Below are 26,942 nucleotides of genomic sequence, written 5' to 3'. Positions count from 1 at the left end.
ACTTTGCGGGTGTCTTCCGGTGTGACCGAGTCCCTCCTCGGCCGTGTGCTCGACGGGCGCTACCGCGTCCAGTCGCACATCGCCGACGGCGGGATGGCGTCGGTCTACCTGGCCCTGGACACCCGCCTGGACCGCGACGTGGCGCTCAAGGTGCTGCGTGCCGACCTCGCCCAGGACGAGGCGTTCGTCACCCGGTTCCGGCGCGAGGCGCGCTCGGCCGCCCGCCTGTCCCACCCCAACGTCGTTGCCGTCTTCGACCAGGGCGAGGACGACGGGCTCATGTTCCTCGCGATGGAGTACGTCCCCGGCCAGACCCTGCGCGAGGTCATGCGCGCCGAGGGGCCGCTGACCCCGCGGGCCGCGCTGGACATCCTCGCCCCCGTCCTGCAGGCCCTCGGGGCCGCCCACCGGGCCGGCATCATCCACCGCGACGTCAAGCCCGAGAACGTCATCCTGCGCGAGGACGACGGCACCGTGAAGGTCGCCGACTTCGGGCTGGCGCGCGCCGTCTCCGCCCACACCGTCACCTCGCAGACGGGCGTGCTCCTCGGCACGGTCGCCTACCTCTCCCCCGAGCAGGTCGAGCGCGGTATCGCCGACGCCCGCAGCGACGTCTACGCGGCCGGGCTGATCCTGTTCGAGATGCTCACCGGCACCAAGGCGTTCACCGGCGACACCCCGATCCACATCGCGTACCAGCACGTCCACGGCTCGATCCCCGCACCGTCGTCTCGGGTCCCCTCGGTCCCGCAGGAGCTCGACTCCCTCGTGGCGCTGGCGACCTCCCGCGACCCCGACCAGCGCCCGTCGGACGCCGCCGACTTCCTCACCCAGGTGCGTGCGTCGCGCGCGATGCTCACCCCGGCCGAGCTCGACCGCCGCCCCGAGGGGCCCGCGTCACTCGCCGGCGGGTCCAGCACCGTGGCCGTCGAGCGCACGAGCGCGCTGCCGGTCGGGGACGACGACTCGGAGCCGGCCGGGCAGGACGACGCCGCGCCCGCACGGCGCAGGGTCCCCCCGGTGGCGCTGCCCATCGACCACACGCCGACCGTGCCGCCCGGGGCCGAGCTCGCCTCGCGGCGCGGTGGGGCGCTCGAGGGACGCGTGGTGGGCGAGGACGACCGGCGCGGCCTGCCGTGGCGCTGGGTCGCGGTCGTGCTCGCCGTGCTCCTGGTGGCCGGCCTGAGCGTCTGGTGGTTCGTCGCCGGGCCGGGCTCCCCCACCGTCGTGCCGCGCACGACCAACCTCGCGTACGCCAGGGCCGCCTCCGCCCTCGAACGGGCGCACCTCACGCCGAAGCGGCAGGACCAGTTCGACGAGAGCGTGCCCAAGGGCGTCGTCATGTCGACCGACCCTGGCGCCGGCAGGGAGGTGTCGCGCGGCACGGACGTCACCGTGACCGTCTCGCGGGGCCCCGAGCGGTATGCCGTGCCCGACGTCGCGGGTAAGTCCAAGGCCGAGGCGACGGACCAGGTCACCGCCGCCAAGCTCGTGGTCGGCGCGGTCACCCAGGCCTACAGCGAGTCCGTGGACCCGGGGCTCGTCATCAGCACCGACCCCAAGGCCGGCACCGAGCTGAAGCGGGGCGCCGACGTCGCGCTCGTCGTGAGCAAGGGCCGTCAGCCGATCGCCGTGACCGACTGGACCGGCAAGCCCGCCGACCAGGCCGTCAACGACCTCACCGGCAAGGGTCTGCAGGTCGACGCCACCGAGCAGGCGTTCAGCACCGACGTCGCCAAGGGCAGCGTCATCTCCCAGACGCCGGCGGGCGGCACGCTCTACCGCGGCGACCCCGTCAAGCTCGTGGTCTCCAAGGGACCGGAGATGGTCGCGGTGCCGGACGTGCAGGGCAAGCAGGAGGCGGAGGCCGAGAAGATCCTCACCGACGCCGGGTTCAAGGTGCAGAAGGACCGGTTCATGGGCGGTGTCTTCGGCACCGTCCGCAGCCAGAGCCCTGCCGGTGGAGGCAAGGCCCCCAAGGGCAGCGTCGTCACCCTCGTCATCGTCTGACCACCCGCCCGGCGACCCCACTCCCCGAAGGCCCTGCCCTGTCCACCAGCACGCCCCCCGCCGGCCCGTCGGCCACCTCCCGCACGAGGCTGCCGGCGACCCGGCTGGCGACCCTGCTGCTCGTCTCCGTGACGGCCGTCTGGGGCTCGACGTTCTTCCTCATCCGCGACCTGGTCGCGCACGTGCCCTCGGCGGACTTCCTCGCCGTGCGGTTCGCGATCGCGGCGGTCGTCATGGCCGTGGTGTTCCGGCGGCAGGTGCTGGCCCTGAGCCGCCGCGAGGTGGTGGTCGGGGTCGGGCTGGGCGTGCTCTACGGCCTGGCCCAGCTGCTGCAGACCGTGGGGCTGGAGCACACGGATGCCTCGGTGTCCGGGTTCGTCACCGGCACCTACGTCGTGCTCACCCCGGTGCTCGGGGCTGTGCTGCTCCGCGACCGCCTCCCGGGCAGCACCTGGCTGGCCGTCCTGCTGGCGACGGCCGGGCTGGCCGTGCTGTCGCTGCGTGGCCTGTCGGTCGGGTACGGCGAGGCGCTGACCCTGGGCTCCGCGGGCCTCTACGCCCTCCACATCCTCGGCCTCGGCCGGTACTCGACGGCGTCCGCAGCGACCGGCCTGGCCACCGTGCAGGCGTTCGTCATCGCGGTCGTGGCGTTCGTCGCCGCGCTCCCGGGTGGGATCACGCTGCCGTCGACCGGGGGCCAGTGGACATCGCTGCTCTACATGGCGCTGGTCGCCGGTGCCGTCGCCCTGTGGGCGCAGACGTGGGCCCAGTCGCACCTGCCCGCCGCTCGCGCCGCGATCGTCATGACCATGGAGCCGGTGTTCGCGGCGTTCTTCGCGGTCCTGTTCGGCGGCGAGACGCTCACGCTGCGGATGCTCCTCGGCGGCGGGCTCGTGCTGGCCGCGATGTACCTCGTCGAGCTGCTCGGGCGACGCTCCCCCGGCGCGACCGCCGAGCAGGACCCGCCGGCCGAGCTGCTCCACCACGAGGTCTGAGCGCGCCCTCCCGTCCGGCCCGGGGTCTTTGAGCGATCCCGGCGGTCACCACCGCCGGGATCGCTCAAAGACCCCGGGCCGGAGGGGTCAGGCGGCGGAGGGTCCCTGCTCGAGCAGCGGCGCGAGCGCGTCGACGGCGAGCGCGGTCCCGGCGTCGTCCACGTCGAGGTGCCACACCAGCCGGACGGCCGTGGGGCTCACCGGGTAGATCCGGACGCCGCGCGCCGCCGCCGCCTCGACGAACCCGGCCGCCGTCCACCCGGCGCCGGACACGTCGAGCACCACGATGTTGGTCTGCACCCGGGCCGGGTCGACCGAGCCGGGACGCGCCTGCGCGGCGGCCTCGGCAAACCGCCGGGCCCGGGCGTGGTCGTCGGCCAGCCGCTCCACGTGGTGGTCGAGCGCGTGCAGCCCCGCGGCCGCGAGGATCCCGACCTGGCGCATGCCGCCGCCGAACCGCTTGCGCCAGATCCGCGCCTCCTGCATGTGCGCCGACGAGCCGACGAGCACCGACCCCACCGGCGCGCCGAGCCCCTTGGACAGGCACACGCTCACGGTGTCGAACAGCCCACCCCAGGTGTCGAGCGGGGTTCCGGTCGCGACGTGCGCGTTCCAGAGCCGGGCACCGTCGAGGTGCATCGCGACGCCCCGCTCCCGGGTTCCCGCGCGCAGGGCCTGGACCTGGTCCAGCGGCTGCACGGTGCCACCGCCGAAGTTGTGCGTGTTCTCCACGACGACGAGCCGGGTGTTGACCTGGTACGCCCCGCCGTCGGGGATCATCAGCGCCAGCGGCTGGGCGGCGTCCAGCTCCCCGTGCTGCGCCACCCAGGACCGCGACGAGATGCCCGAGAGCACCGCGGCCGCACCCATCTCGGCCCGCAGCACGTGCGCGAGCGAGTCGGCGACGAGCTCCTGCCCCGGGGCGACGTGCAGCCGGATGCCGAGCTGGTTGGCCATCGACCCGGACGGGGTGAACAGGCCGTCCTCGTGGCCGAGCATCCCCGCCACCCGCTGCTCGAGCTCGCGGACGGTGGGGTCCTCGCCGAACACGTCGTCACCGACGGGTGCGGCAGCCATCGCCGCACGCATGGCGTCAGTCGGCTTGGTGAGGGTGTCGGAGAGCAGGTCGACCTGGGGGGCATCGGGCATGCGAGCAGCCTAGGAGGTGCTCCCCGGGCCGGGACGCCCGGTCACCACCACGACGACCCGCCGCGTGTCACCACCCGGCGCTCCCGGGTGCGCGCCCGCTCCGCACCCGGCCCCGCGGCATACGCGCGTCAGCTCTTGGCGAGCATCTCCGCGGTGAGGAACGCCAGCTCCAGGCTCTGCTGGTGGTTCAGGCGCGGGTCGCACACCGTCTCGTAGCGCTGGGACAGGTCCGCGTCGAGGATCTTCTCCGCGCCGCCGATGCACTCGGTGACGTCGTTGCCGGTGAGCTCGACGTGGATGCCGCCGGGCACCGTCCCGAGGCCGTGGTGCACCTCGAAGAAGCCGCGCACCTCCTCGACGACGTCCTCGAAGTCACGGGTCTTGTAGCCGCTGGAGGACTCGAAGGTGTTGCCGTGCATCGGGTCGCAGATCCAGGTGACCTGGGCACCGCTGGCGGTGATCTTCTCGACCAGCGTCGGAAGCGCCTCGCGGACAGTGCGCGCGCCCATCCGGGTGATGAAGGTCAGGCGGCCCGGCTCGCGGTCGGGGTCGACCTTGTCGATGAGCCGCAGGACGTCGTCGACCTCGGCCTTGGCCGACAGCTTCACGCCGATCGGGTTGAGCACCTTGGAGACGAAGTCGACGTGCGCGCCGTCGAGGTCGCGGGTGCGCTCGCCCACCCAGATGAAGTGGCCGCTGGTGTCGTAGAGCTCGCCGGTGCGGCTGTCGACGCGGGTCAGCGGGCGCTCGTAGTCCAGCAGCAGCGCCTCGTGGGCGGAGAAGAACTCGGTCGTGCGCATGGCGTCGAAGTCCGCGCCACAGGCCGACATGAACTTCATCGCCTTGTCGATGTCGTGGGCGAGCCGCTCGTACCGGCTGTTGGCGGCGTTGGCGACGAAGCCGCGGTTCCAGTCGTGCACGTGCCGCAGGTCGGCGAAGCCACCCTGGGTGAAGGCGCGGACGAGGTTCAGCGTGGCCGAGCTCGCGTGGTACGCGCGGACCAGCCGCTGCGGGTCCGGGATGCGGGAGGCCTCGGTGAAGTCGAAGTCGTTCACCATGTCGCCGCGGTATGCCGGGAGCGTGACGCCGTCGCGCGTCTCGCTGCCGCTGCTGCGCGGCTTGGCGTACTGCCCGGCCATGCGGCCGACCTTGACCACGGGGACGCTGGCGCCGTACGTGAGGACCGCGGCCATCTGCAGGATCGTCTTGACCCGGTCGCGGATGTTGTCCGCCGTCGCGGCCGCGAAGGTCTCGGCGCAGTCGCCGCCCTGGAGCACGAACGCCTCACCGCGGGCGGCGGCCGCCATGCGGCTCTTGAGCACGTCGCACTCCCCCGCGAACACCAGGGGCGGGTAGGACGCCAGGGTCGCGACCGCGTCGGCGAGGGCCAACGGGTCGGGCCACTCGGGCTGCTGCGCCGCCGGGAGGGCGGCGCCGGCCGCGAGGCTGGCGAGGGCGTCGTGCTGGGCAGTGCTCACGCGTCAAGGATAGGTGCGCCGCCGACCGGCCCGTCTCGCAGCCCGCATCGCGGTCACCTGCCCTCGTCGCGCGGCCGTCAGACGCCTAGGCCTCGGGGGTGTCGAGCCCCTTCGCGATCGCGAACCGCGCGAGCTCGACCCGGTTGTGCAGCTGCAGCTTGCCCAGCGTGTTCTGCACGTGGTTCTGCACGGTGCGGTGGCTGATGAACAGCTCGGCCGCGATCTCCTTGGACGACATGCCCGTCGCGACGAGCCGCAGCACCTCGGTCTCGCGCTCGGTCAGCTCCGGGATCGGCCGGGACGGGTCCACCGACGGCTGGGTCGACATCTTGCGGAACTCCCCCAGCACCAGTCCTGCGAGGCCCGGCGTGAACACGGCCTCCCCGCGCGCGGTCGCGCCCACCGCCGCGACGATCTGCTCGCGCGTGGCCGACTTCACGAGGTACCCCGTGGCCCCCGCCTTGACCGCCTCGAGCACGTCCTGCTGCTCGCCGCTGGCCGACAGCACGAGTACGCGGGTCTCCAGCGCGCCCAGCGCCTGGCAGACCTCGTGCCCCCGCAGACCCGGCAGGTTGAGGTCGAGCACGAGCACCCTCGGCCGCGTCGCCCTGGTCCGGTTGACCGCCGACGGCCCGTCGTCCGCGGTGGCGACCACGGAGTACCCGGCGTCGGACAGGTCGGCCGCCACGGCGTCGCGCCACAACGGGTGGTCGTCCGCCACGACCACCGTCACCGGTGCCGCTGCGGTGTCCTGCTCGCTCATCGATCTCCCTCCGGCGCGCCGCCCCTCGGCGCGCGCATCTCGACCGTGACCCCGGAACCCTCGCGGCCCGAGTACCTCGCTTCTCCCCCGAGGTCCGCCAGCCTGCCGCGGATGCTCGAGGACGCGCCCAGGCGCCCGGCTGCCGCGGCCTGCTCGAGCCGGCCGGACGGCATACCGACGCCGTTGTCGCGCACGGTGATGACCACGTCGTCACCGGCGTCCTCGAGCAGCACCCACGCCTGGGCGTCCTCGCCCGCGTGCTGGCGCACGTTGTCGAGGGCGGCGCCGACGGCGGCCGCCAGCTCACCGGCGACTCGAGGTGGCACGGGGACGGGGTCGGCCGGGGCGACGAGCTGGACGCGACCACCGGCGTACCGGGCGAGCGACTGGCGCAGGTCGGTGTCGCCGGTCACGGCGGCCTCGGTGTCCTCGGGGCTCGTGCCGCTCACCAGCGCGCGCAGGATGCGCTCCTGCTCGGCGGCCATGGCGCCGAGCACGGCCGACTGCTCGCCGAGCTCGCCGCCGCGCCGGTTGATGAACGCCAGCGTCTGCAGGACGCCGTCGTGGACGGTGCGCGCGAGCCGCTCCCGCTCGCGCACCCGCGCCTCGAGGACGAGCGCCTCGCGCAGCTTGGCGTGGCCCTCGCGGGCCAGGTCGCAGGCATACCCGATGAGGGCGCCGATGAGCAGCAGCAGCACGATGTTGTTGACCGTGTTGGGCGTGGCCTGCCGCACCTCCACGACGTCGACGACGCCGATGAACACGGCAGCGGGTATGCCGCCGCGCCGCCCGAGCAGGACGGCCGCCGACACGACGCCCGCGGCCGGCCAGAACGTCGGCAGGGTGCGGGCGCCGGCGGCGATGGCGGCGTCGGTGTCGACCAGACGGGTGGCCAGGATCGCGGCCGCGCCGAGCCCGAGCTCGACCAGGACGAGCCACAGGCGGCGCCGCCGGTAGGCCACGAGGAACACGGTCCACGCCCCCAGCACGGCGAGGACCGACCACGCCAGGGCGGGACGGGTCAGGTCGGTGGGCCGGTCCCACAGCGAGTACGCGGCGTAGAGCAGCGCGATCGGGCGGAAGACGTCGATGCCCTTCCAGAACGCCGACACCACCTCCGGCTGGGAGGACGGGTCGAGCACCGCCGACCGGCGTGCCGGCACGGAGAGCACGCCGGGACCCGGGTCAGGATGCGGCGCGGTCGACGGAGCCGCTGCCGGCCTCGCCCCCCGGGCGCTCGTCGTGGCTGCCCGCGTCGTGCGCCTCCGCGTCGTGCGCCTCCGCGTCGTGCGCCTCCGCGTCCCCGGCCTGGCCGTCGCGTCCGGTGCGCTCGTCGATGTCGGCGGCCGCGTCGTCCACGGAGCGGCTCGCCGTCCGCGACGAGGACTCCTCGCCGGCGGCGAGCGCCTCCTCGAGCTCCTTGGCCGCGGCACCCGGCAGGGCGGCCTCCTGGAGCTCGCGGGCCTTGGTCTTGGCGGCGGCGAGGATCCGGTCCTTCATCGACGTGGCGTACATGTCGACGTACTCCTGGCCGGACAGCAGCATGAGCTCGTACATGATCTCGTCGGTGACCGAGCGCAGGACGAACCGGTCGTCCTCCATGCCCTCGTAGCGGGAGAAGTCGAGCGGCGTGCCGATCTTGATGCCGATCCGCATCAGCCTGGGCACCTTCTTGCCCGTGGGCTGCGCCTTGTCGGTGCCGATCATCGCGACCGGCAGGACGGGGACGCCGGCCTCGAGCGCCATGCGGGCCACCCCCGTACGGCCGCGGTAGAGCCGGCCGTCGGGGCTGCGGGTGCCCTCGGGGTAGATGCCGAGCAGCTCGCCGCGCCGCAGCACCTTCAGGCCCTGGCGCAGCGCCGCCTCACCGGCGCGGCCGCCGGAACGGTCGATCGGCAGCTGGCCGACGCCCTTGAAGAACGCCGCGGTCAGCCGGCCCTTGATGCCGCGCCCGGTGAAGTAGTCCGACTTCGCGAGGAACGTCATCCGCCGGGGAACCATGAGCGGCAGGAAGATCGAGTCGGAGAAGGAGAGGTGGTTGCTCGCGAAGATCGCGGCCCCCTCGTCGGGGATGTTCTCCTCGCCCTCGACCCACGGCCGGAAGAGCAGCTTCAGCAGCGGCCCCAGCACGACCGTCTTGAGAACCCAGTAGAACACCCCATACCTCCTGTGACGCGAGGAACTCTACGACACCAGTGGTGTGCACCGCTGCCCGTCGGGATCCCCAGGGCTCGGCCGGATTCGTCGGGCGGACGGCCCTCGCCTCCGGGCCGGGCGCCACGTATCGTGGTCGCGTCGGTGGGAACGGTCGCAGCGCGCACGGTCCCCGGTCGGAAGCAGAGGGGCCCATGGGCGACAAGGACGTGGACGCGCAGTTCGCGGACATCATCGCGCACTGGGACGACGTCGCCGTGGTGCCGGACCGCCCTGCGGTCGACCGGCCGGCGGTCGACGGCCCCTCGGTCGACCGGCCCGCTCCCGAGCGTCCCGCGCACGACGGGCCGGCAGCGGACCGCCCGACGCCCGAGCGTCCTGGGCCAGAGCGTCCTCCACACGGGTCGGCGGTCAACCCGCCCCTGCACCCCGAGGGCAACCCGACCAACCCGCCGCCGATCCGCCCCTTCGTGGTCTGGCGCGGCGTCGAGCCGACCGAGGCGGACGACCCCGACCCCGACGAGCTCACCGCGCTCGACGAGGACGACGAGCACTTCGAGCCGGGCCCGGTCGCGCCGCTGCCCCCGCAGGAGGACCTGCAGTTCTGGGGCATCATCGTCGGCCTGGTGGCCGGTCCGCTGCTGCTGCTCTGGATCGTCCTGTTCGACCAGGACATGGGCCTGTGGTGGACCCTGGGCGCGCTGGGCCTCATGGTCGGCGGGTTCGTCCTGCTGGTGCTGCGCCAGCCGCACGCGCGCGACGAGGACGACCCCGACAACGGCGCCCGCGTCTGACCTCATCCGTTCGGACGGCGCTGCCGGGTTTCCTCCGTGCCCCGGGCCGTCGGGCCCCTAGGTTGCCTGCGACCCACGACCGCAGGAGGCCCCGTGGCACGGTTCACGATCACCACCGACCGGATTGGCGTCGGGGCGTCGCCGTCCGAGGCGGTGGCGGGCGACCCCACCGCGTTCGTCCTGCCCCTGCCGCGCGGGACCGCCGCGGTCGCTGTGGCCGGGCCGGCCGTCGCGCTCGCCTTTGCGGCGTTCGTCGCCGTCATGGCGCTGCTGCACCTCTCCCTGGGTGGGCTGCTCATCGCGTGCGTGGTCGCGGGTGGCGCCTGGATCGCGCTGCAGCAGGGCCTGCGCCGGTCGTCGGTGCCGCAGGTCGCGGCCGGACCCGGCGGTCTCTTCCTGAGCGGCTTGGGCATGTACACCGACCGATGCGCCCGAGTGGTGCCCTGGGCCCAGATCGAGCGCATCGTGGTCTGTCGCTCGGTCGAGCCGACGGGGAGCCACGGCGTCCTCACGACCCTGCGTCCCGCCCTGGCCCTCGTCGCCGCGGGTGGGGCCGAGGGAGCCGCGGCGCTCGTTCCCCCACCGACGCCCGGCCACGAGGGACTGACGCCGCTGGTCCCCGGCTCGGTGGACGTCTCGGCGTTGGACCCCCGGGCGCTGGAGCAGCCGCGCCGCGAGCGTCCTGACGTGGCGGCGCTGTTGGGGGCCGCTGCGGCCCGGCCCGCCGGGAGCACTCCCGTGCCGGGCGCCACGGCACGCCTGCCCTACCAGAGGCTCGCCCACGAGCTGGAGGCCCGGCAGCGCGCCGACCTGACCGACGCGGTCCACCGCTTCGCCCCACACGTCCAGGTCGTGGACGGCCCTGACGTCGACACGCGGGGACCCGCCGTGTGGGTGGGTCGCCCCACGGGCTGAACGTCCCGGCGTCATCTCCCGGCGGTCAGGAGGGGAGGCCGCCGGCCGCGCTCGCCTCCGCGTCCTCGACCACGGACGCCGGGACCTCCGGGCCGGTCTCGACCTCCGCGCTCGCGGGGTGCGCGGGCCTGACCTCGACGTCCACCCACACCGGGCGGTGGTCGCTCGCGGCCAGCAGGTCCGCTTCGGGCAGGGGCACGTCCCGGTGCGGCAGCACCGTCAGCCCCGGTGAGGCGAAGACGACGTCGAGCAGCCGCCGCGGCGCCGGGGCCGGGTAGGTCGGCGTCGTGGGCGACACCAGCCGGAGCCCGGAGGCGAACCGCTGCCACGCCCGGCCGGACTCGCCCTCGTTGAGGTCACCGGCCAGCAGCACCTGGCCGCCCCCGGCGACCGTCTGGAGGATCTGCGCCGCGTGCCGCTCGCGCTCCGCCGCGTCGAGCGACAGGTGGACCGAGGCCACCACCAGTGGCTGGGAACCCGCGGGCCCGACCCTTGCCACGGCATACCCGCGGGTGCGCTGCAGCGCCGCCACCCGAAGCCGGTGGTGGCGCGACTCGGACACCTGAACCCGCAGGGAGGTGAGGATCGTCGTCCCCCCGCTGCCCCGGTGCCGGCCCGACCAGTACATCCCGCACTCGGCCGCGAAGGCCGACACCCGCCACGCCCCGAAGAGGCGGCGCGGCACCTCCTGCAGGCACAGCACGTCCGGGTCGATCGCGCGCACGACGCGCGCAGCCGCGTGCCGGTCGAGGGTGAAGTCCTTGAGGTTGTAGGACGCGACGCGCATCCCGGTCACGCCGGTGCCCCCACGCCGTCCCGGGCCAGGTCGGCCGCCCCGATGAGCCCGGCCTCGTTGCCCAGCTGGGCCAGCACGATCCGCGCGAGGGGGCGGTAGCCGCGGCCGGTGAGGCTGCGACGGAACATCGTCGTCGCGGGCTCGAGCAGCAGGTCGCCGGCCGCACTGACACCGCCGCCGATGACGAACATCCCGGGGTCGAAGGCGGCAGCGAGGTTGGCGATGCCCACGCCGAGCCAGTGGCCGATCTCGGTGAGCAGCTCCGTGGCCGTGGGGTCGCCTTCCCGGGCCGCCTCGGTGATCATCGGACCGGTCAGCGCCATCGGGTCCCCACCCGCCCGTGCGAGCAGGTCGGTGGCGATGGGGCTGTTCGCGGTCATCAGCGAGCGGGCCTCGCGGACCAGGGCGTTGCCGGACGCGTACTGCTCCCAGCAGCCCTTGTTGCCGCACTCGCACCGCTGGCCGCCGGGGACGACCTGCATGTGCCCGAACTCGCCGGCGATCCCGAACTGGCCGCGCAGCACGTGCCCGTCGAGCAGGAGGGCGCCGCCGATGCCGGTGCCGAGGTTGACCATGACGACGTTCGACTCGCCCCGGGCGGCGCCGAAGCGCCACTCGGCCCAGACGGCGGCGTTGGCGTCGTTGTCGACGCTGATCGGCACGGGGACACGGCGCTGGAGGTTGGCCTGCAACGGCTCGTCCCGCCAGGACAGGTGGGGTGCGAAGACGACGGTCGCCCGGTCGGCCGCGACGAAGCCCGCGGCGCCGATGCCGACGCCCACCACCTCCTCGTCGGCGAGCGCCAGCAGCTCGTCGACCACCTCGACGATGGTGTCCTCGACGACGGCCGGGCTCTTCGAGCGGTGCGGGGTGTCGCGGCGGGCCCTCCCCACCACCGCCCCCTCGGCCGTGACGAGGCCGCCGGCCACCTTGGTGCCACCGATGTCGATGCCGATCGCGAGGCTCACGACGTGGCCGTCGTCTCGTCCTCGACCGCGATGTCCTGGACCCGCGACTGGGTATGCCGGGTGCCTGCGTCGGCCGGCGTCGTCCCGGCGGGTGCCGCCCCGGCCGAGGCCTGGCCGGCGCGCCGGTGGTCGGCGAGCTCCCGCAGGGTGTCGGCGAGCGCACCGGCGAGGTCGGCGAGGCGGTCCACGGTCTCCGGGCGGACCGAGCGGAGCAGCCCGATCCCCTGGCAGACCGGGCACAGCCGGCAGACGACCGCTCGGCCCGCGCCGTTCTCGGCGCCGCAGTGCTCGCAGTGGCCCTCGCCGCCCGGCGTCGGTCCCGAGGTCGCGCTCGTCCCGTCCCGGGTGTCGCCGGCAGGCGGGCGCCCGGGGCCCTCGGCGCTGCCTCGCGACGGGGCGCCGGCGGCATACCCGCTGCTCGCGGCCCAGCCACCGAGGGCGTCGAGCAGGCGCGCGGCCTCCTCCGCCACCGAGCCCACGGGCGCTCGCTCCTGGTCAGCCACGCGGCCACACCTCCTCGTCGGGGACGAACCGCACCGCCAGCCTGCCCTCGCGGACTGCGGCGCGCTCGACCACGCATCGTTGCAGAGCCGCGGGCAGGGTCAGCACGCGCCGGTGCTCCCCCAGCGTCACGAGCAGCTCGTCGCCGCGCCGCTGCAGGACGAGGTCGGCCGCGTGGGCCCCGGGCAGCGGCAGGGTGAGCAGGAAGCCGTCGCCGTCGCGGTCGACGGACATGCCGCGGTGCGCGACGGGAGCCAGGAGGTCGTCGGGGCCGCCGTCCTGCTCGGCGGCGAGCTGGGCCAGGGCGTCGGGGCCGATGGGCTCGGCGGCCAGGTACGGCGTCACGTGCACCGCGAGCCCGGCGAAGGAGTCACGCACCTCCTCGAGGCCCTGCTGCTGCGTCGTGTTCCACCCCGCCCGCCACGGGTCCGGAGTGCGCCGGCCCGCGTCGGCGACGGCATCGGGGAAGACCCGGTTGACCACGACCGCGTCCACGACGAACCCGTACAGCGACAACGACGTCCACGTCCGGCGGGACTCGGCGATCACCACGCGCTCGGGCGTCAGGACCAGCCGCACGGACGTCTGGTCGCCGGTGAGCAGCCGGTGGACCTGGCGCATCTGCCGGTGCCACCCCGTCACGGCGTCGACGACGGCGGGCTCCGGCAGCGGGACGCCCGCGGCGGCAGCAGCCGCCGGGCGCAGCGTGCGGATGAGGCCGCGCTGGGCCGGGAGCAACCGCTCGAGGTGCCACGCCAGCGCCTCCGGCAGGGCAAGCAGCCGCAGGGTCTCGGCCGTGGGGGCGCAGTCGACGACGACGAGGTCCCACGGACCGGACTCGACCTGCGCACGCAGCTCGAGCAGGGCGGCGACCTCCTCGGCACCGGGCAGGCGGGTCAGCTCCTCCGCCACCACCGGGTCGACGCCGACGGTGCCGAGGACGCTGAGCAGGTAGTCCTGGACCACCCGCCACGACGCCCCGAGCAGGTGCGGGGGGCTGACCTGCAGGGCGAAGAGCCCGGGCTCGACCTCGAGCGGCGCACCCGGCCGACCGGCCAGGTCGACGTCGAGGGCGTCGCCGAGCGAGTGCGCCGCGTCGGTCGACATGACGAGCGTCTTGACGCCGGAGCGGGCCGCGCGCACGGCGGTGGCGGCAGCCGTCGTCGTCTTGCCGACACCGCCCTTGCCGGTGAAGAGGAGAACGCGCATCGTGTCGCGACCGGGCCTCAGCCCTCGACGCGCTTCTTGAGCTCCTTGAGCGCGGTGTCGATGATGACCTTCTCGGCCTTGCGCTTGAGCATCCCCAGCATGGGGATCTTGACGTCGACCGCGAGCCGGTAGGTCACCGTCGTGCCGGCGGATCCCTTGGCGGACAGGGTGTACGAGCCGTTCATGGTCTTGAGGACCGACGCCTCGACCAGGCCCCAGGACACGACGCCGGTGCCGTTGCGGGTGACGTCCCACTCGTAGTCCAGGACGTAGGTGTCCTTGATCGCCCCCGCGTCGAGGGTGAAGCGGACCTGGTCGGCCCAGCCGTCGCCCTCCTCGGTGAGGACCTCGACCTTCTTCACCTCGGTGGCCCACTGCGGGTAGCTCTCGAAGTCCGCGATGACGTCGAGGACCTCGCCGGGCTTGGCGGCGATGTCGATGCTGGACTCCGTGCGGTCGGCCATGCGCGGAAGGCTACCCCGAAGTGCGTTCGAGCGAGTCCTTGAGCGCGTGCACCGCGAGCTTCCACCGGAGGGTGTGCCGGGCGGCCACGTCACGGGGTGCGCGGGGGCCCGTCGTGCCCCGAAGGTAGTGGTGCACGACGGCACCGTCCCACCACGGCTCGATCCACACCTCCATCTCGCCGACGACCTGCCCGGCGACGGTCCAGCGAAGGCCCTTGATCCCACGGTCCCGCTGGAGGGTCCGGGTCAGGTGCGGCCAGACGCGGTCGCACCAGGCCGCGTCGTCCAGGCGGGTGCGGACCCGCTCCGGCGCGGCCCGGATGTACGTGTCGTCGACGACGTCGACGCGACGCTCGCGCATGGGACCAGTGTTCCGCACGTCACTCCCCCGGTCCGGACGCACCTCCCCGCAGGCCCCTACCGGTCGGTAGTCTGAGCTCACGAGGACCGGTGCCGCGCCGCCACCACCGTGGGTGCCCCGGCGATCCCACCGGTCGAGCCGTCAAAGGAGACTCCGTGCAGGAACACGTCGCGCCCCCGCTCGTCCCGCCGACGACGGAGGGCAGCCTCGCGGACCTTCCCGCGCGCAACGCCGCGTCCAACCCCCACGCGGTGGCGTTCGCCCGCAAGGAGGACGGCCGCTGGGTCGACGTCACCGCACGGCAGTTCAACGACGACGTGCGCGCGCTGGCCAAGGGCCTGGTCGCGAGCGGGATCCGCCCCGGCGACCGGGTCGCCATCATGAGCAAGACCCGGTACGAGTGGACGCTGACCGACTTCGCGATCTGGACCGCCGGTGCGGTGACCGTCCCGATCTACGAGACCTCGTCGGCCGAGCAGGTGGCGTGGATCCTGTCCGACTCCGGCGCGAAGGCGATCATGCTCGAGACGCCCTCGCACGAGGCGGGCCTCGCCGAGGTGCGCGACCAGCTCAGCGGCGTCGAGCACGTGTGGCAGATCGACGCCGGCGCGATCGCCGAGCTCCAGGCCGCGGGCGCCTCCGTCAGCGACGAGGACCTGGCCGGGGCCACGGCGGGCATCGACCGCAGCAGCACCGCGACGATCATCTACACCTCGGGCACCACCGGGCGCCCCAAGGGCGTCCAGCTGACCCACGACAACTTCCTGGCGCTGGCCGACAACGCCATCACCAAGCTCAAGGCGGTCGTGCAGGCCGACGGCGCCTCGACGCTGCTCTTCCTGCCGCTGGCCCACGTGTTCGCGCGCTTCATCCAGGTCCTGTGCGTCGCCGGCGAGGCGAAGATGGGCCACAGCGCCGACATCAAGAACCTCCTGGACGACTTCGCCGCCTTCAGGCCGACGTTCATCCTGTCCGTGCCGCGGGTCTTCGAGAAGATCTACAACTCGGCCGAGGCCAAGGCGACCTCCGAGGGCAAGGGAAAGATCTTCGCCACGGCAGCCGACACCGCGATCGCGTGGTCGAGCGCGCAGGACACCGGCGGCGCCGGGATCGGCCTGCGGGTGCGGCACGCGCTGTTCGACCGGCTCGTCTACTCCAAGCTGCGTGCCGCGATGGGTGGGCAGGTCATGTATGCCGTGTCCGGCGGCGCGCCGCTCGGCACCCGCCTCGGCCACTTCTTCCGCGGCATCGGCGTCACCGTGCTCGAGGGCTACGGCCTCACCGAGACGACCGCCCCGGCCACCGTCAACGTGCCCGACCGCGTCAAGATCGGCACCGTGGGCGCGCCGCTGCCCGGCGTCGGCATCCGCATCGCCGACGACGGCGAGATCCTCATCCGCGGCAACAACGTGTTCGCCGGCTACCACAACAACGACGACGCGACCTCCGACGCGGTCCGCGACGGGTGGTTCCACACCGGCGACATCGGCGAGCTCGACGAGGACGGCTACCTCAAGATAACCGGCCGCAAGAAGGAGCTGCTCGTCACCGCCGGCGGCAAGAACGTCGCCCCGGCGGGTCTCGAGGACCGCCTCCGTGCGCACCCGCTGGTGTCCCAGTGCATCGTCGTCGGCGACCAGAAGCCGTTCATCGCGGCGCTGATCACCCTCGACGCCGAGATGTACCCGGCATGGGCCAAGAACAACGGCATCGACGACGTCCCGTTCGAGAAGGCCGCCACCAACGAGGTGGTCCTCGCCGAGCTGCAGAAGGCCGTCGACGACGCCAACAAGTCGGTCTCCAAGGCCGAGTCGATCCGCAAGTTCGCCGTTCTCGACGGCGACTTCACCGAGGAGAACGGCTACCTCACGCCGAGCCTGAAGCTGAAGCGCAACATCGTGATGCGCGACTTCCAGGACCAGGTCGAGGAGCTGTACGCGGGGGCACCGGCGACGTGACCGGCGGACCCCCGTAGGGTCCTGCCCATGCCCGAGCGCCACCGGCCCGTCGTCCGTGCCCGGTGGCGCTCGCGTGTGCCGGGTGCGGGAGGGGTCGTCCTCGCGGTGGCCTGGCTGGCGTACTTCGCCGTGCTGCAGTGGAGCGTCGTGCGCTACCGCATCCCGATCGTCGCCGTCCTCACCCTGGCCGCCGTCGGCCTCGCCCTGTGGCAGTGGCGCGGCTGGCGGGTCTCCCCCAGCCGCGGCGGCGTCATGCTCATGCTGGCCGGCTCGGCCCTCGCCACCGCAGCCGTCCCCCTGTTCAGCTACCTGGCCCCGACGGGCCTGGCGGTGGCGACCAGCGCGCTCGTCGTGGCACCGCTCGCCTGCGCGGTCGCCCTGTGGTCGGGCCGCGGGCGCGGCGCGACGACCGCCCTCGCTGCCGCCGTCGCCGGGTATGCCGTGGCCGCCGCGACCGCCGTCGTGTCCTCGCCGCGACCGCGCATCGACGTGTGGGTCACCCTCCAGCAGGCCTCGGACGGCCTCGCGGGCCTCGAGAACTTCTACGCGATGACCTGGACGGGCTCCCCCGGCATCCAGGACGCCTTCACCTACCTGCCCTGGACCGTGGTGCTGCTGGCGCCGGGCCGGTGGCTGGCCGGCGACGTCCGCTGGGCGCTGGCCGTGTGGACCCTGGTCGCGGCCCTGGCCGCGGTGGTCCTGGCCCGTCGCGCCGCGACACCTGCGGGGCGGGAGCCTGCTGCGAGTGCGGCCGAGGAGGACGCCGAACCGCACGGGTGGTGGACCGCGGCCGTCGTCGTGTGCCTCCTGCTCCTGGCACCCGGCACCCTCACCCAGCTCGACCAGGCCTGGACCGAGCCGCTGCTGCTGGCCGGGATCGCCTGGTGGGCGGTCCTCGTCCGCCGCGGCCACGCCTGGTGGGCCGTCGTCCCGCTCGCACTCGCGTGTGCGAGCAAGCAGCACCTCGCGCTGCTGCTGCCGGTGCTGCTCCTGTGGCGGCCCTTCGGCTGGCAGCGGACTGTCGCCACCGGCGCGCTGACCGGGGTGCTCATCGCACCGTGGTTCCTCGCCAGCCCTGCCGACTTCGTGCACGACACGGTGAGCCTGCTCGTGACGTTCCACCCCATCAAGTTCGCGAACACGCTGTACCTGTTGGCGTACAACACCTTCGGCGTCACGCTGCCGTTCGCGGTGACCGGCTTGGTCGTCCTGGGCACCCTGGCCGCCGTCTGCCTGACGGTGTGGCGACGACAGCCCGACCTGGCGTCGCTGCTGCGCTGGCTCGCCCTCGTCCTGCTCGTCGCGAACCTCGTCAACAAGCAGGCGTTCTACAACCAGTTCTGGCTCGTCGGGGCGCTGGTGGTGCTCTCGCTCGCGGTGCCGGAGGGCCGGTCGAGCAGCCCGACGAGCCCCTCCGGATACACCGTCTCGCCCCGCCGCTGACGCTCCTGCGGGTCCACCCAGTCCACCTCGAGGGTCGAGCGGACCTCGGTCTCCTCGAACGCCACCGGCCGCGCGGCATACCGGGGCACCTCGAGCAGGTAGTAGACCTGCTGCTGGACGACGGTCCGGCCCTCGAAGGGGAACACCACGTCGTCGGCGTGCACCGGGCCGACCAGCCGGGTCGGGTCGACGCGCAGGCCGGTCTCCTCCCAGACCTCGCGCACGGCGGCCTCGAGGTCGGACTCCCCCTCGTCGACGCCGCCGCCGATCGTGTACCAGTAGGTGGTCGCCGGGTCGTGCGGGTCGAACCCGTGGATCATCAGGACGGTCCCGCCCGGCTCGACGACGAGCACACGCACCGCCCGGCGCCGGACGACGTTGCTCATCCCGCGGCCGCTGCCCGGATCGAGGCGAGCCACTGCCGGGTGAACGCCGCGACGGTCGTGTGCAGGACGACCTGGAAGGCACGCGCCGTGGCGGCGTCGACCTCCGACGCGCTCGCGTCGGCGGAGGGCGCCGAGGCGGCGGCCCGGTAGAAGCGCACGAGGGTGGACGTGCCGTACCGGTCGGCGACCTGGCGCACGGCCAGCCACGCCGCGTTGTAGGTCGGGCCGATCGTCGTGTGGGCCGGGTCGAACTCCTCCGCGCTGGGCAGCGCCGTGGGCCCACGGCCCGCCCGGACCTGGGCGAACAGGGCCGCCGCCACCTGCTGCTCGGTGGCGTCCACGTCGCGGTACCCCACGTAGTCGGCCATGCCCTCGGACAGCCACAGCGGGACGGGCCGGGTCGTCGTGGCACGGATGGCCACGTGGGTCGCCTCGTGGGTGATCACGACCTGCTGACCCCGGCGCTGCAGGCCCGCGAAGGCGGTGGGGTTGACCACCACCCGGTCGGCTCCGGCCCTCCCCGAGGAGTCGAACGGCCCGTCGGTGACGGCGGCCACCTGCGTGACGGAGCCGGCCTGCTGGCCCACCAGCTCGGCCATCTGGGCCGGCGTCCTGGGGACGACGAGCACGAGCCGGCCGTTCCACGTCGAGCCCGTCCAGACGTCGCGCACCTGGCCGACCGCGTGCTCGCCGAGGGCGAGGTAGGGCCGCAGCCGGCTCGCGGGTCCGCTGCCGAGGACGAGCGCCCCGTCGCCCTCGACCACCGTGAAGTCGGGCAGGTCCCACGCCTGGGTCTGGGTCCCGCCGTCGGTGTCGTCGGCGAGCAGCCAGCGGCCGTCGCGGCGGACCACGGTGAAGTAGGACTCGAAGCCGCGGGTCGCGGTGTCGTACCCCTTGAGGCTGTAGCGGCCCTCGACCCGGGCCACCCAGGCGTCGGGGCCCAGCTGGGCCAGCCGGTCGGCGCCGAGGGCGGGCGCTGCCTCGGGCGTGCCGTACTCGAACCGGCCGATCGGGAGCTGGTCGAGGGCGTCGAGCTGGGCGAGCTGCCGCAGCCCGAACCCCGAGGTGGTGCTCGCCAGGGTCGCGGCGAACGCCGTGCGGTCCCGGTCGCGGACCGCCGCAGCGCGACGCGCCAGCAGCGCGCTGAGCGCCTCCTCGCGGGCGACGGACGGCTGGGCCGAGTCCTGCTGGGTCGTGGTGGCGGGTCGCGCGGAGGCGGACGGGTGCGGAGCCGTGCCGGTGCCGGTGCCGGAGCAGCCGGCCAGGGCGAGGCAGGCGACCGCCAGGACCGTCCCCATCCGCTTGCCTCGCATGCGGTCATCGTAGGTCGCGACCGCGGGGTTCCCGCAGGTCAGCCGACTGCGCGGGTGTGGGCTCCCCACGGCTCACGGCGCGCCTGCACCGACGAGGCCTCGGGCACCGACACGAGGCCGGCCTCGACGAACCGGGTCACGGCGGCCCGCTCGGCCGCGTCGAGCGGAAGCTGGGCGTCCTGGAAGGCCAGCAGGGCGGGCACCATGCAGTCGGCGCAGTGCAGGTCCCGCACGGGGCAGGTCTGGCAGTCGATGATCACGTCGATCACCTCTCTCGTGGTCGGGTCCTGTGGTCGGTCTGCGGTCGGGGCGTGGTGGCCGGTCGTGGTGGCCGGGTCGTGCCGGCCGGCACTCGGGACGGCCGCCGGGGCGGTCGTCCACCTGCCCACGACGCTAGGTGCCACCACCGACAACGGTTCGCGGACGGCATACCCGCACCCACGTCGTGGCGGTCCCGGGTGGCGCGCCTGCACGGGGCTGTCACCCCGCCGCCCTACCGTCAGGTCCATGCAGATGGTCCAGGGCACCTTCGACGACTTGGGCACGGCTCTGGCCGATGTCACCTTCGTCGTCGTCGACCTCGAGACCACCGGTGGCAACCCGAACGACAGCGCCATCACCGAGATCGGCGCGGTCAAGGTGCGGGGCGGGCAGGTGCTGGGCGAGTTCCAGACCCTGGTCAACCCGCACCTGCCGATCCCCCCGTTCATCCAGGCCCTGACCGGCATCACGACCGCGATGGTCGCCGACGCCCCGCGCATCGAGGCGGCGCTGCCGGCGTTCCTCGAGTTCGCGCGCGGGTCGGTCCTCGTGGCCCACAACGCCGGCTTCGACGTCGGCTTCCTCAAGGCGGCCGCGCGCCAGCAGGGCATCGAGTGGCCGCGCCACGCCGTGGTCGACACGGTGCACCTCGCCCGCCAGCTCGTCAGCCGCGACGAGGCCCGCAACCACAAGCTGTCCTCGCTCGCCGCGCTGTTCGGCGCCACCACGGTGCCCGACCACCGCGCGCTGCACGACGCCCGGGCGACCGTCGACGTGCTGCACGGCCTCATCGAGCGCGTCGGCAACCTCGGCGTGCGCACCCTCGAGGAGCTGTCCTCCTACACCTCGCGGGTCAGCCCGGCCCAGCGCCGCAAGCGCTGGCTCGCCGACGGCCTGCCCGACGCCCCCGGCGTCTACCAGTTCAAGGACGGCCAGGGCCGGGTCCTCTACGTCGGGACCTCGGTCAACATCCGCACCCGCGTCCGCAGCTACTTCACCGGCTCCGAGCAGCGCACCCGCATGTCCGAGATGGTGCGCATCGCCGAGAGCGTCACCCCCATCGTGTGCGCCACCACCCTCGAGGCCGAGGTGCGCGAGCTGCGGCTCATCGCCGAGCACAAGCCCCGGTACAACCGCCGGTCCAAGTCCCCCGAGCGCGCGACCTGGGTCAAGCTCACCGTCGAGGCGTTCCCCCGTCTGTCGATCGTGCGCGAGGTGCGCGGCGACGGCGCCAAGTACATCGGCCCGTTCGGCAGCCGCGCGTCCGCCGAGGCGGCGGTCGCCGCCGTCCACGAGGTCATCCCCCTGCGGCAGTGCGTCCAGCGGCTCTCCCCCACCCGCCGGGTCGGCTCGTGCGCGCTGGCCGACATGGGGCGGTGCGGCGCACCGTGCACCGGCGCCCAGAGCGTCGAGGAGTATGCCGTGGTCGTGCGCGACGCGGTGCACGCCCTCGTGGGGGACTCCCGGCAGGTCGTGACCGCCCTGCGCTCGCGCATGGGGACCCTCGCCGACCAGGAACGCTACGAGGACGCCGGGGAGGTCAGGGACCGCCTGCTCGCCCTCGTGCGCGGCATCGCCCGCGCCCAGCGCATCGCGCCCCTCGCCGCCAGCCCCGAGATCGTCGCCGCCCGGCCCGCGCCCGCCGGTGGTTGGGAGGTCGTGGTCGTCCGCCACGGGCGCCTCGCTGCGAGCACCGTCGCGCCACGCGGCGCCGACCCCATGCCCTACATCGACGCCGCCCGCGCCAGCGCGGAGATGGTGCTGCCAGCCCCCTGGCCCGCGCCGGCTGCCATCCCCGAGGAGACGGAGAAGATCCTGCGCTGGCTGGAGACCCCCGGGGTCCGCCTCGTCGACCTCGACGGCGAGTGGACGTGCCCGGTGGGCGGCGCCGGCGGGGCCCGCGCGGCCCTCGAGCCCGACGCCGTGGCACGCCGCGCCGTCCCGGGGTTCGTCGCGGCGTCCTAGACCGCTGACCGGGACCCTGCCTGGGGTGGGCCCAGGACGACCGCGAGCTGGAGGGCCAGGATCGCGAGGACGAAGCCGGCGGCGTACCGCTGCTGGTCCAGCCCCGCACGCACCCACACGTCACGGGTGACGCAGGCCAGCACCCTGCCGTGGCTCCCCAGCGGGAACGGGCATCCGGGCAGGGCGCCGCGAGGGCCGCCCACCGGCATCGACAACAACCCCGAGCCGGCGGCGACCGCCCCGGCCACGGCGAGCACCCCGCACAGCGGCCCCACGCCTGTACGCAGCGCGCGTGCGTAGGATCTCGGCGCCACGTACCGGCCCCTTCGGGGAACCCTGCCGAGCACGCAGGCCTCGCCCAGGGCGAGCACCATCACCGCCGGGACGACCACGGCCGGCCCCATGGGCAACGGCTGGTGCCCCACGAACGACCAGCCCACCACCGTCGCCGCGCCGACGAGCCCCAGCGCGAGCAGCACTGCCACGGGCCGGGGCAGCGCTGCCCGGCCCGCCGCCCGGGGACCACCCGCAATCAGTGCCACCCCGTCATGGTGCCCCGCAGTGAGGCGGCCGGTTACTGTTTTCCCGTGATCACCGCCATCGTGCTCGTCAACGCCGACGTCGACCGCATTCCCGAGGTGGCCCAGGCCATCGCCGAGCTCGACGGGGTGTCGGAGGTGTACTCCGTGGCCGGCGACGCCGACCTCATCGCCATGGTGCGGGTGCGCGAGCACGAGGAGCTCAACGACGTGATCGCCGGCCGGCTGAACAAGGTGCAGGGCGTCATCGGCACCAACACGCACATCGCCTTCCGCACCTACTCGCGGCACGACCTCGAGGCAGCCTTCAGCCTGGGCCTCGACGGGGACTAGTCCGCCGAACGGCTCATCTGGGTACCAGGCCCCATCCGCTCGCGGCGCGCCGCGGGCACACTCGCTCCCGAGGGCGCGCCATCCGGTGCGCCACCGGCGCGAGAAGGACCGATGGCCTCGATCCCCTGCCCCTCCTGCGGCACCGACCTGCCACCCAGCCCGCAGCAGTGCCCCCGCTGCGGAGTGCGGCTCACCGGCCCCGACGCCGTCCGGCTGTGGGAGGTCGACCAGGCGCTGGCCCGGCTCTCCAGCGAGCGCCGCGCCCTCCTCGCCGTGCTGTCGGCGCCCGTGACGACGCCGGCCGGGGTCGCCGGCACCGGGGTCGCCCTCAGCGGCTCCACCGGCGTCGCCGCGGGTGCCACCGCCACGACGCCGGGAGTCGCGCCCGCCGGTGCGCCGCAGGGGTCCGCGCCTCTCCAGGCAGCCGAGGCACCCCGGCCGCCGCACCGCTCGTGGACGACGCAGCAGACGCTGCTCGCGGTCGGTGTCCTCCTGGTCCTGGTCGCCGGGTCGATCGCCCTGGCCGTGGCGTGGTTCGTCATCGGGCGCTGGGGCCAGGTGCTGGTGATGGGTGGACTCACGGCACTCGCCTGCCAGACCTCGCTGGTGCTGTCGCGGCGCCGCCTGCCCAGCAGCGCCGAGGCCCTCGCCGTCGTTGCGGGCGGCCTGCTCCTGCTCGACGCGTCCGCCGCGCGCCGGTTCGGGCTCGCCGGTCTCGACGGCCTCGACCTCCACGCCTACACCGCCGTATCCGGCCTCCTGGTGGCTCTCGTCCTCGCCGCCCTGCACCAGCGGGACCGCCGGGTCGCGGCCTTCGGGGTGCTCTCGCTCACCTCCGCCTCGGTCGCCTGGGGCGCGGTGGTCACGGCGCCGGACCAGGCACTGCCCGCCGCGGTGCTGGCGATGCTCGGCGCCGCCTTGTTCGCGCTGCTGCACCTGGCGCTGCCCGCCACCCTCGGGGTCGTGCGCCGGGCCGCCACCGGTCCGGCGGCGGGCTGGCTCGTCGTCGGGTCCGCCATCGCCGCCGCGGTCGCGTCCGACGTGGAGCCCGGGGACCTCCGGCCGAGGGCCATCGCGGCCGACGGGCTGCTGCTGGCCGTCGCCGTGCTCGGTGCCCTCGTCGTCGCCCGCGTGGTCCGGGTGCGGTCGACCCGGCTCGGCTCGCGGGCCGCGGTCCGTGCCGACTGGACGGACCGGTGGTTCACCGGCGACTGGCGCGCGGTCGGCGTCCTCGCCGCGGTCGCCAGCGGCACCGCCCCGCTCGCGGTCCTGGGCCTGTCGGTCCAGCTGCCGCCGGTCGCGGCGGCCGCCCTCGGCGTGCTGCTCGCCGCGGTCGTCGTGGCCGGGGTGGCCGTGCGTCCCCTGCGCAGCCGGGTCGGGCAGCTCTGGCTGGAGGCCGAGGCGGCCGCAGCCGTGGTCGCCTCCTTCCTGGCCACCGTCGTCCACGCCTCGCAGCCGGCGCAGGCATGTGTCCTCGCCGGCGTCGCTGTCGCGGCGGCGGCCGTCGCCGTCCTGCGCCACCCCTGGCGGGCCCCGGCGTCCGGCGTCGCTGCGGTCTGCGCGGTCGGCGCCACGTGGCTCACCGCCGACCTCGTGGGCGAGGCCACGGCGGTCCTGGCGGTCGCGGTGGCCGGCATGGCCCTCGTCGCGGCAGCACTCGCGCGACCACGACGGGCCGAGGAGGTGTCGCTGGGCGCGGTCGGCGCCGTGGCCCTGGTGGCCGCGCTGGCCGACGCCGTCAGCCAAGGAGTCGACCGGCCTGTCGTCGTCGCCGTCCTCGCGTGCGCCACGCTCGGCGGGGGTGCCACCGCGGTGCTGCGCACGGCCCTGCGCCCGGCTGCCACTGCCGTCGCCGTGGTGACCGGCACCGCACTGGCCCGCGAGGTCGGCCTGCTCGTCTCCTCCTACGCCGAGTGGGCGTCGCTGGCGCTCACCGCCCTCGTCCTCGCCGGCCTGACCGCGTGGCGGCGCCAACGGCCCGAGGAGCCCGTCCTCGGCGGCTTCGCGGTTGCCGTCGGCGTGGCCGCCCTCGCCCTCGGCCTGGACCGCGGGCTCCCCCACTCCACGGCGGCTGCCGCGTTCCTCTACGCCCTCGCCGCCCTGGGCACCTCGGTGCCCGCGAGCCGGCGTCCCGTCGTGCTGGTCGCGGTCGCAGCCGCCACCACGGCCACCTGGGTCGAGCTGCTGCACGCCGACGTATCGACGCTCGAGGCGTACACGCTTCCGCCTGCCGCGCTCCTGCTGGCAGCAGGCCTGTGGTCCGCGCAGCTCCTGGGTCGCCGCTCGTGGCTGGTCGCCGGTCCCGGCCTGGCAGTCGGGCTCCTCCCCTCAGCGCTGTTCACGGCGGTCGACGACGGGCTGGTGCGGCCGCTGCTGGCCGTCACCGTCGCCGTGGCGGTGCTCGCCGTGGGCGCGTGGCGCCGCTGGCAGGCGCTCGTGGTCGTCGGTGCTGTCGCCGCGGTCGTCGTGGGGATCACCCAGCTCGGCCCGTATGCCGTGCACCTGCCGCGGTTCCTGACCTTCGGCACGCTGGGCGTGGCGCTCCTCGCCATCGGGGCGCGGTACGAGCAGCGGCGCGAGGACGCACGGCACGCGATCAGCTGGCTGGCCTCCATGAGCTGAGCGCAGCACGCCTGGCGGGCGCGGTCGCCGCGGTCCTGGGGAGTCGTCCGCCGGGCGGATCCCGGTGGCGCCGTGCGCGCGTAGCGTCTGGCCATGGACTCGATGCACGCCCTGTTCCGCCGGGCCGCCGACGTCGCGGCCGACCACCGGGCCGCGGTCGGCTCACGCCCCGTACCGGCCCCGGCCACCCTCCCCGACCTGCTCGCCGGCCTGGACACGACGCTGCAGGACGACCCGCGCGGCGCCGAGCAGGTCCTCGACGAGCTCGTCACCGGTTTCGGACCCGGTGTCACGGGCAGCGTCGGACCCCGCTTCTTCGGGTACGTCATCGGCGGCGCGACCCCGTCCGCGACGGCAGCCGACATGGTGGCCGCCGGCTGGGACCAGTGCGCGTTCAACGCGACCCTGTCACCGGCGGCCGCGGCTGCCGAGCAGGTCGCCGGCCGCTGGGTCACCGACGTGCTCGGCCTCCCGGCCCGCGCCTCGGTGGGGTTCGTCACCGGGGCCCAGGGGGCCAACACCGCCGGGCTCGCCGCCGCGCGCCACCACGTGCTGTCGCGGGCGGGCTGGGACGTCGAGCGTGACGGCCTGCTCGGCGCCCCGGCCGTGCGCGTGGTCGCGAGCGAGGAGCGGCACGCCACCATCGACCGCAGCCTGCGCCTGCTGGGGCTGGGGACGTCCAGCGTGCGCGCGGTCGCCGCCGGGCCGAACGGCGCGATGGACACCACCGCGCTCGCCGACGTCCTGGCCCGGGGCAGCGGCCCGGTGATCGTGTGCCTGCAGGCCGGGAACGTGAACACCGGCGCCACGGACGACCTGCGGGCCGCAACCGCGGTGGCCCGCGCCCACGACGCGTGGGTACACGTGGACGGGGCGTTCGGCCTGTGGGCGGCGGCGTCGCCTGCCACTGCGGGACAGCTCGACGGGGTGGAGCTCGCCGACTCCTGGTCGTGCGACGCGCACAAGTGGCTCAACGTCCCCTACGACGTGGGCCTCGCGATCACCGCCCACCCGGAGGTGGCCGCGGCCACGCTGTCGTACACCGCGGCATACCTCACCGGGCACTCGGGCACGACCCCTCTGCTCGGCGACGTCGTGCCGGAGTCGTCCCGGCGTGCCCGGGGCTTCGCCGTCTGGGCCGCGATGCGCGAGTTGGGGCGCACCGGGATCGCCGACCTCGTCGACCGCTGCTGCGCCCACGCGCGCCGCTTCGCCGACGGCCTGGCGGCCGGTGGGGCCGAGGTCGTCAACGACGTCGTCCTCAACCAGGTGCTCGTGTCCTTCGGTGACGACGCGCGCACGGACCGCGTGGTCGAGGCGGTCCAGGCCGACGGCACCTGCTGGCTGGGCGGCACCACCTGGCACGGTCGGCGGCTCATGCGCGTGTCGGTCTCGAACGCCACCACGACGCCGGACGACGTCGACCAGTCGGTGGCCGCGATCCTGCGGGCGGCCGCAGCGGTGGCCTGACACCTCACGCCGACAGGTAGCCGCCCTCCGCGGGGAGCTGGTCGCAGCCGGCGCGCGGCCTGTCCCAGTCGCGGTGCGGGGCGTCGCAGCCGCCG

25 protein-coding genes are annotated in these 26,942 nt (G+C 74.5%); 10 read left to right on the top strand and 15 right to left on the bottom strand.

The genetic code is table 11. The features are described from left to right. The first annotated feature begins 9 nt into the window (after nucleotides 1-9). Complete coding sequence (pknB, locus tag J2X64_RS14805) at nucleotides 10-2,010, top strand: Stk1 family PASTA domain-containing Ser/Thr kinase (RefSeq protein WP_310156147.1); 2,001 nt, start codon at nucleotides 10-12, stop codon at nucleotides 2,008-2,010. Between the two features lie 38 nt (nucleotides 2,011-2,048). Beyond that, a complete protein-coding gene (locus J2X64_RS14800) occupies nucleotides 2,049-3,005 on the top strand; it encodes a DMT family transporter (RefSeq protein WP_310157552.1) in 957 nt (318 codons plus the stop codon). Between the two features lie 87 nt (nucleotides 3,006-3,092). Here the strand turns inward: J2X64_RS14800 and J2X64_RS14795 are convergent, their stop codons facing one another. The 5 genes from J2X64_RS14795 to J2X64_RS14775 form a co-directional block, all read right to left on the bottom strand. Further along, a complete protein-coding gene (locus tag J2X64_RS14795; protein ID WP_310156145.1) occupies nucleotides 3,093-4,154 on the bottom strand; it encodes a GntG family PLP-dependent aldolase in 1,062 nt (353 codons plus the stop codon). 128 nt (nucleotides 4,155-4,282) lie between these two features. Further along, nucleotides 4,283-5,632: a class II 3-deoxy-7-phosphoheptulonate synthase gene (locus tag J2X64_RS14790; RefSeq protein ID WP_310156141.1), complete on the bottom strand. Its 1,350-nt coding sequence runs from the start codon at nucleotides 5,630-5,632 to the stop codon at nucleotides 4,283-4,285. A gap of 85 nt (nucleotides 5,633-5,717) precedes the next feature. Next, nucleotides 5,718-6,395, bottom strand: coding sequence for a response regulator transcription factor (locus J2X64_RS14785; RefSeq protein ID WP_310156138.1), 678 nt, complete (start codon nucleotides 6,393-6,395; stop codon nucleotides 5,718-5,720). Continuing rightward, nucleotides 6,392-7,567, bottom strand: a complete 1,176-nt coding sequence (macS, locus tag J2X64_RS14780) for a MacS family sensor histidine kinase (protein WP_310156135.1) — start codon at nucleotides 7,565-7,567, stop codon at nucleotides 6,392-6,394. Before macS ends, J2X64_RS14785 begins: the two co-directional genes overlap by 4 nt. A 13-nt stretch (nucleotides 7,568-7,580) precedes the next feature. Continuing rightward, nucleotides 7,581-8,552, bottom strand: a complete 972-nt coding sequence (locus J2X64_RS14775) for a lysophospholipid acyltransferase family protein (RefSeq protein ID WP_310156132.1) — start codon at nucleotides 8,550-8,552, stop codon at nucleotides 7,581-7,583. Nucleotides 8,553-8,743: 191 nt separating this feature from the next. Here J2X64_RS14775 and J2X64_RS14770 point away from each other — a divergent pair, with 191 nt between their 5' ends. Next, nucleotides 8,744-9,343, top strand: a complete 600-nt coding sequence (locus tag J2X64_RS14770; RefSeq protein ID WP_310156131.1) for a hypothetical protein — start codon at nucleotides 8,744-8,746, stop codon at nucleotides 9,341-9,343. A gap of 93 nt (nucleotides 9,344-9,436) precedes the next feature. Continuing rightward, nucleotides 9,437-10,258, top strand: coding sequence for a hypothetical protein (locus J2X64_RS14765; RefSeq protein ID WP_310156128.1), 822 nt, complete (start codon nucleotides 9,437-9,439; stop codon nucleotides 10,256-10,258). A 25-nt stretch (nucleotides 10,259-10,283) separates the two neighbouring features. Here J2X64_RS14765 and J2X64_RS14760 read toward each other — a convergent pair whose 3' ends face one another. The 6 genes from J2X64_RS14760 to J2X64_RS14735 are packed head-to-tail and all read right to left on the bottom strand — an operon-like array spanning nucleotide 10,284 to nucleotide 14,557. Continuing rightward, complete coding sequence (locus J2X64_RS14760; RefSeq protein WP_310157550.1) at nucleotides 10,284-11,045, bottom strand: endonuclease/exonuclease/phosphatase family protein; 762 nt, start codon at nucleotides 11,043-11,045, stop codon at nucleotides 10,284-10,286. Between the two features lie 5 nt (nucleotides 11,046-11,050). After that, nucleotides 11,051-12,022, bottom strand: coding sequence for an ROK family glucokinase (locus J2X64_RS14755; protein WP_310156124.1), 972 nt, complete (start codon nucleotides 12,020-12,022; stop codon nucleotides 11,051-11,053). After that, nucleotides 12,019-12,525: a hypothetical protein gene (locus J2X64_RS14750; protein WP_310156121.1), complete on the bottom strand. Its 507-nt coding sequence runs from the start codon at nucleotides 12,523-12,525 to the stop codon at nucleotides 12,019-12,021. Before J2X64_RS14750 ends, J2X64_RS14755 begins: the two co-directional genes overlap by 4 nt. Then, nucleotides 12,518-13,732: an ArsA family ATPase gene (locus J2X64_RS14745; protein ID WP_310156119.1), complete on the bottom strand. Its 1,215-nt coding sequence runs from the start codon at nucleotides 13,730-13,732 to the stop codon at nucleotides 12,518-12,520. Before J2X64_RS14745 ends, J2X64_RS14750 begins: the two co-directional genes overlap by 8 nt. Nucleotides 13,733-13,749: 17 nt before the next feature. Beyond that, nucleotides 13,750-14,196: an SRPBCC family protein gene (locus J2X64_RS14740; RefSeq protein WP_310156117.1), complete on the bottom strand. Its 447-nt coding sequence runs from the start codon at nucleotides 14,194-14,196 to the stop codon at nucleotides 13,750-13,752. Nucleotides 14,197-14,206: 10 nt separating this feature from the next. After that, entirely contained in the window at nucleotides 14,207-14,557 is a 351-nt protein-coding gene (locus J2X64_RS14735) for a hypothetical protein (protein ID WP_310156114.1), read from the bottom strand. Nucleotides 14,558-14,712: 155 nt separating this feature from the next. Here J2X64_RS14735 and J2X64_RS14730 point away from each other — a divergent pair, with 155 nt between their 5' ends. Together J2X64_RS14730 and J2X64_RS14725 are read left to right on the top strand one after the other, a co-directional pair. Next, the gene (locus tag J2X64_RS14730) at nucleotides 14,713-16,515 is read left to right on the top strand and encodes an AMP-dependent synthetase/ligase (RefSeq protein ID WP_310156109.1); all 1,803 of its coding nucleotides are present in this window, start codon (nucleotides 14,713-14,715) and stop codon (nucleotides 16,513-16,515) included. A gap of 27 nt (nucleotides 16,516-16,542) precedes the next feature. Then, a complete protein-coding gene (locus tag J2X64_RS14725; protein ID WP_310156106.1) occupies nucleotides 16,543-17,958 on the top strand; it encodes a glycosyltransferase 87 family protein in 1,416 nt (471 codons plus the stop codon). On the opposite strand, the gene J2X64_RS14720 is transcribed toward J2X64_RS14725, so the two are convergent. Genes J2X64_RS14720 through J2X64_RS14710 form a run of 3 tightly spaced genes read right to left on the bottom strand, consistent with a single transcriptional unit; the run spans nucleotide 17,844 to nucleotide 19,926 of the window. Further along, entirely contained in the window at nucleotides 17,844-18,344 is a 501-nt protein-coding gene (locus J2X64_RS14720; RefSeq protein ID WP_310156103.1) for an NUDIX domain-containing protein, read from the bottom strand. The two genes, J2X64_RS14725 and J2X64_RS14720, sit on opposite strands and share 115 nt — an antisense overlap. Beyond that, nucleotides 18,341-19,657, bottom strand: a complete 1,317-nt coding sequence (locus J2X64_RS14715; protein ID WP_310156101.1) for a hypothetical protein — start codon at nucleotides 19,655-19,657, stop codon at nucleotides 18,341-18,343. The genes J2X64_RS14720 and J2X64_RS14715 overlap by 4 nt, the downstream gene beginning before the upstream one ends. Nucleotides 19,658-19,695: 38 nt before the next feature. Continuing rightward, a complete protein-coding gene (locus J2X64_RS14710) occupies nucleotides 19,696-19,926 on the bottom strand; it encodes a hypothetical protein (protein WP_310156100.1) in 231 nt (76 codons plus the stop codon). A 238-nt stretch (nucleotides 19,927-20,164) separates the two neighbouring features. Here J2X64_RS14710 and J2X64_RS14705 point away from each other — a divergent pair, with 238 nt between their 5' ends. Beyond that, nucleotides 20,165-21,883, top strand: a complete 1,719-nt coding sequence (locus J2X64_RS14705) for a DEDD exonuclease domain-containing protein (RefSeq protein WP_310156098.1) — start codon at nucleotides 20,165-20,167, stop codon at nucleotides 21,881-21,883. On the opposite strand, the gene J2X64_RS14700 is transcribed toward J2X64_RS14705, so the two are convergent. Continuing rightward, the gene (locus J2X64_RS14700; protein ID WP_310156096.1) at nucleotides 21,880-22,425 is read right to left on the bottom strand and encodes a hypothetical protein; all 546 of its coding nucleotides are present in this window, start codon (nucleotides 22,423-22,425) and stop codon (nucleotides 21,880-21,882) included. The two genes, J2X64_RS14705 and J2X64_RS14700, sit on opposite strands and share 4 nt — an antisense overlap. A gap of 45 nt (nucleotides 22,426-22,470) precedes the next feature. Between J2X64_RS14700 and J2X64_RS14695 the strand changes: the two genes are divergently transcribed. The 3 genes from J2X64_RS14695 (at nucleotide 22,471) to J2X64_RS14685 (ending at nucleotide 26,847) form a co-directional block, all read left to right on the top strand. After that, nucleotides 22,471-22,755, top strand: coding sequence for an Lrp/AsnC ligand binding domain-containing protein (locus J2X64_RS14695; protein ID WP_310156095.1), 285 nt, complete (start codon nucleotides 22,471-22,473; stop codon nucleotides 22,753-22,755). Nucleotides 22,756-22,866: 111 nt separating this feature from the next. Continuing rightward, nucleotides 22,867-25,377 (top strand): zinc ribbon domain-containing protein, encoded by a 2,511-nt coding sequence (locus tag J2X64_RS14690; protein WP_310156092.1) that lies wholly within the window; start codon nucleotides 22,867-22,869, stop codon nucleotides 25,375-25,377. A gap of 93 nt (nucleotides 25,378-25,470) precedes the next feature. Beyond that, nucleotides 25,471-26,847: a pyridoxal-dependent decarboxylase gene (locus J2X64_RS14685; protein WP_310156089.1), complete on the top strand. Its 1,377-nt coding sequence runs from the start codon at nucleotides 25,471-25,473 to the stop codon at nucleotides 26,845-26,847. Nucleotides 26,848-26,942 lie beyond the last annotated feature (95 nt).

Source organism: Phycicoccus sp. 3266 (genome assembly GCF_031456495.1).
Lineage (GTDB): Bacteria > Actinomycetota > Actinomycetes > Actinomycetales > Dermatophilaceae > Pedococcus.
The sequence above is the reverse complement of the archived record's forward strand: the minus strand, read 5'-3'. Positions and strand labels throughout refer to the sequence as shown.

What these genes read in the sequence shown, in the direction of transcription:
- J2X64_RS14795 (WP_310156145.1), bottom strand. Translation starts at nt 4,154, where the DNA reads ATGCCCGATGCCCCCCAGGTCGACCTGCTCTCCGACACCCTCACCAAG.
- J2X64_RS14785 (WP_310156138.1), bottom strand. Translation starts at nt 6,395, where the DNA reads ATGAGCGAGCAGGACACCGCAGCGGCACCGGTGACGGTGGTCGTGGCG.
- J2X64_RS14770 (WP_310156131.1), top strand. Translation starts at nt 8,744, where the DNA reads ATGGGCGACAAGGACGTGGACGCGCAGTTCGCGGACATCATCGCGCAC.
- J2X64_RS14760 (WP_310157550.1), bottom strand. Translation starts at nt 11,045, where the DNA reads ATGCGCGTCGCGTCCTACAACCTCAAGGACTTCACCCTCGACCGGCAC.
- J2X64_RS14745 (WP_310156119.1), bottom strand. Translation starts at nt 13,732, where the DNA reads ATGCGCGTTCTCCTCTTCACCGGCAAGGGCGGTGTCGGCAAGACGACG.
- J2X64_RS14740 (WP_310156117.1), bottom strand. Translation starts at nt 14,196, where the DNA reads ATGGCCGACCGCACGGAGTCCAGCATCGACATCGCCGCCAAGCCCGGC.
- J2X64_RS14735 (WP_310156114.1), bottom strand. Translation starts at nt 14,557, where the DNA reads ATGCGCGAGCGTCGCGTCGACGTCGTCGACGACACGTACATCCGGGCC.
- J2X64_RS14725 (WP_310156106.1), top strand. Translation starts at nt 16,543, where the DNA reads ATGCCCGAGCGCCACCGGCCCGTCGTCCGTGCCCGGTGGCGCTCGCGT.
- J2X64_RS14720 (WP_310156103.1), bottom strand. Translation starts at nt 18,344, where the DNA reads ATGAGCAACGTCGTCCGGCGCCGGGCGGTGCGTGTGCTCGTCGTCGAG.
- J2X64_RS14715 (WP_310156101.1), bottom strand. Translation starts at nt 19,657, where the DNA reads ATGCGAGGCAAGCGGATGGGGACGGTCCTGGCGGTCGCCTGCCTCGCC.
- J2X64_RS14705 (WP_310156098.1), top strand. Translation starts at nt 20,165, where the DNA reads ATGCAGATGGTCCAGGGCACCTTCGACGACTTGGGCACGGCTCTGGCC.
- J2X64_RS14690 (WP_310156092.1), top strand. Translation starts at nt 22,867, where the DNA reads ATGGCCTCGATCCCCTGCCCCTCCTGCGGCACCGACCTGCCACCCAGC.
- J2X64_RS14685 (WP_310156089.1), top strand. Translation starts at nt 25,471, where the DNA reads ATGGACTCGATGCACGCCCTGTTCCGCCGGGCCGCCGACGTCGCGGCC.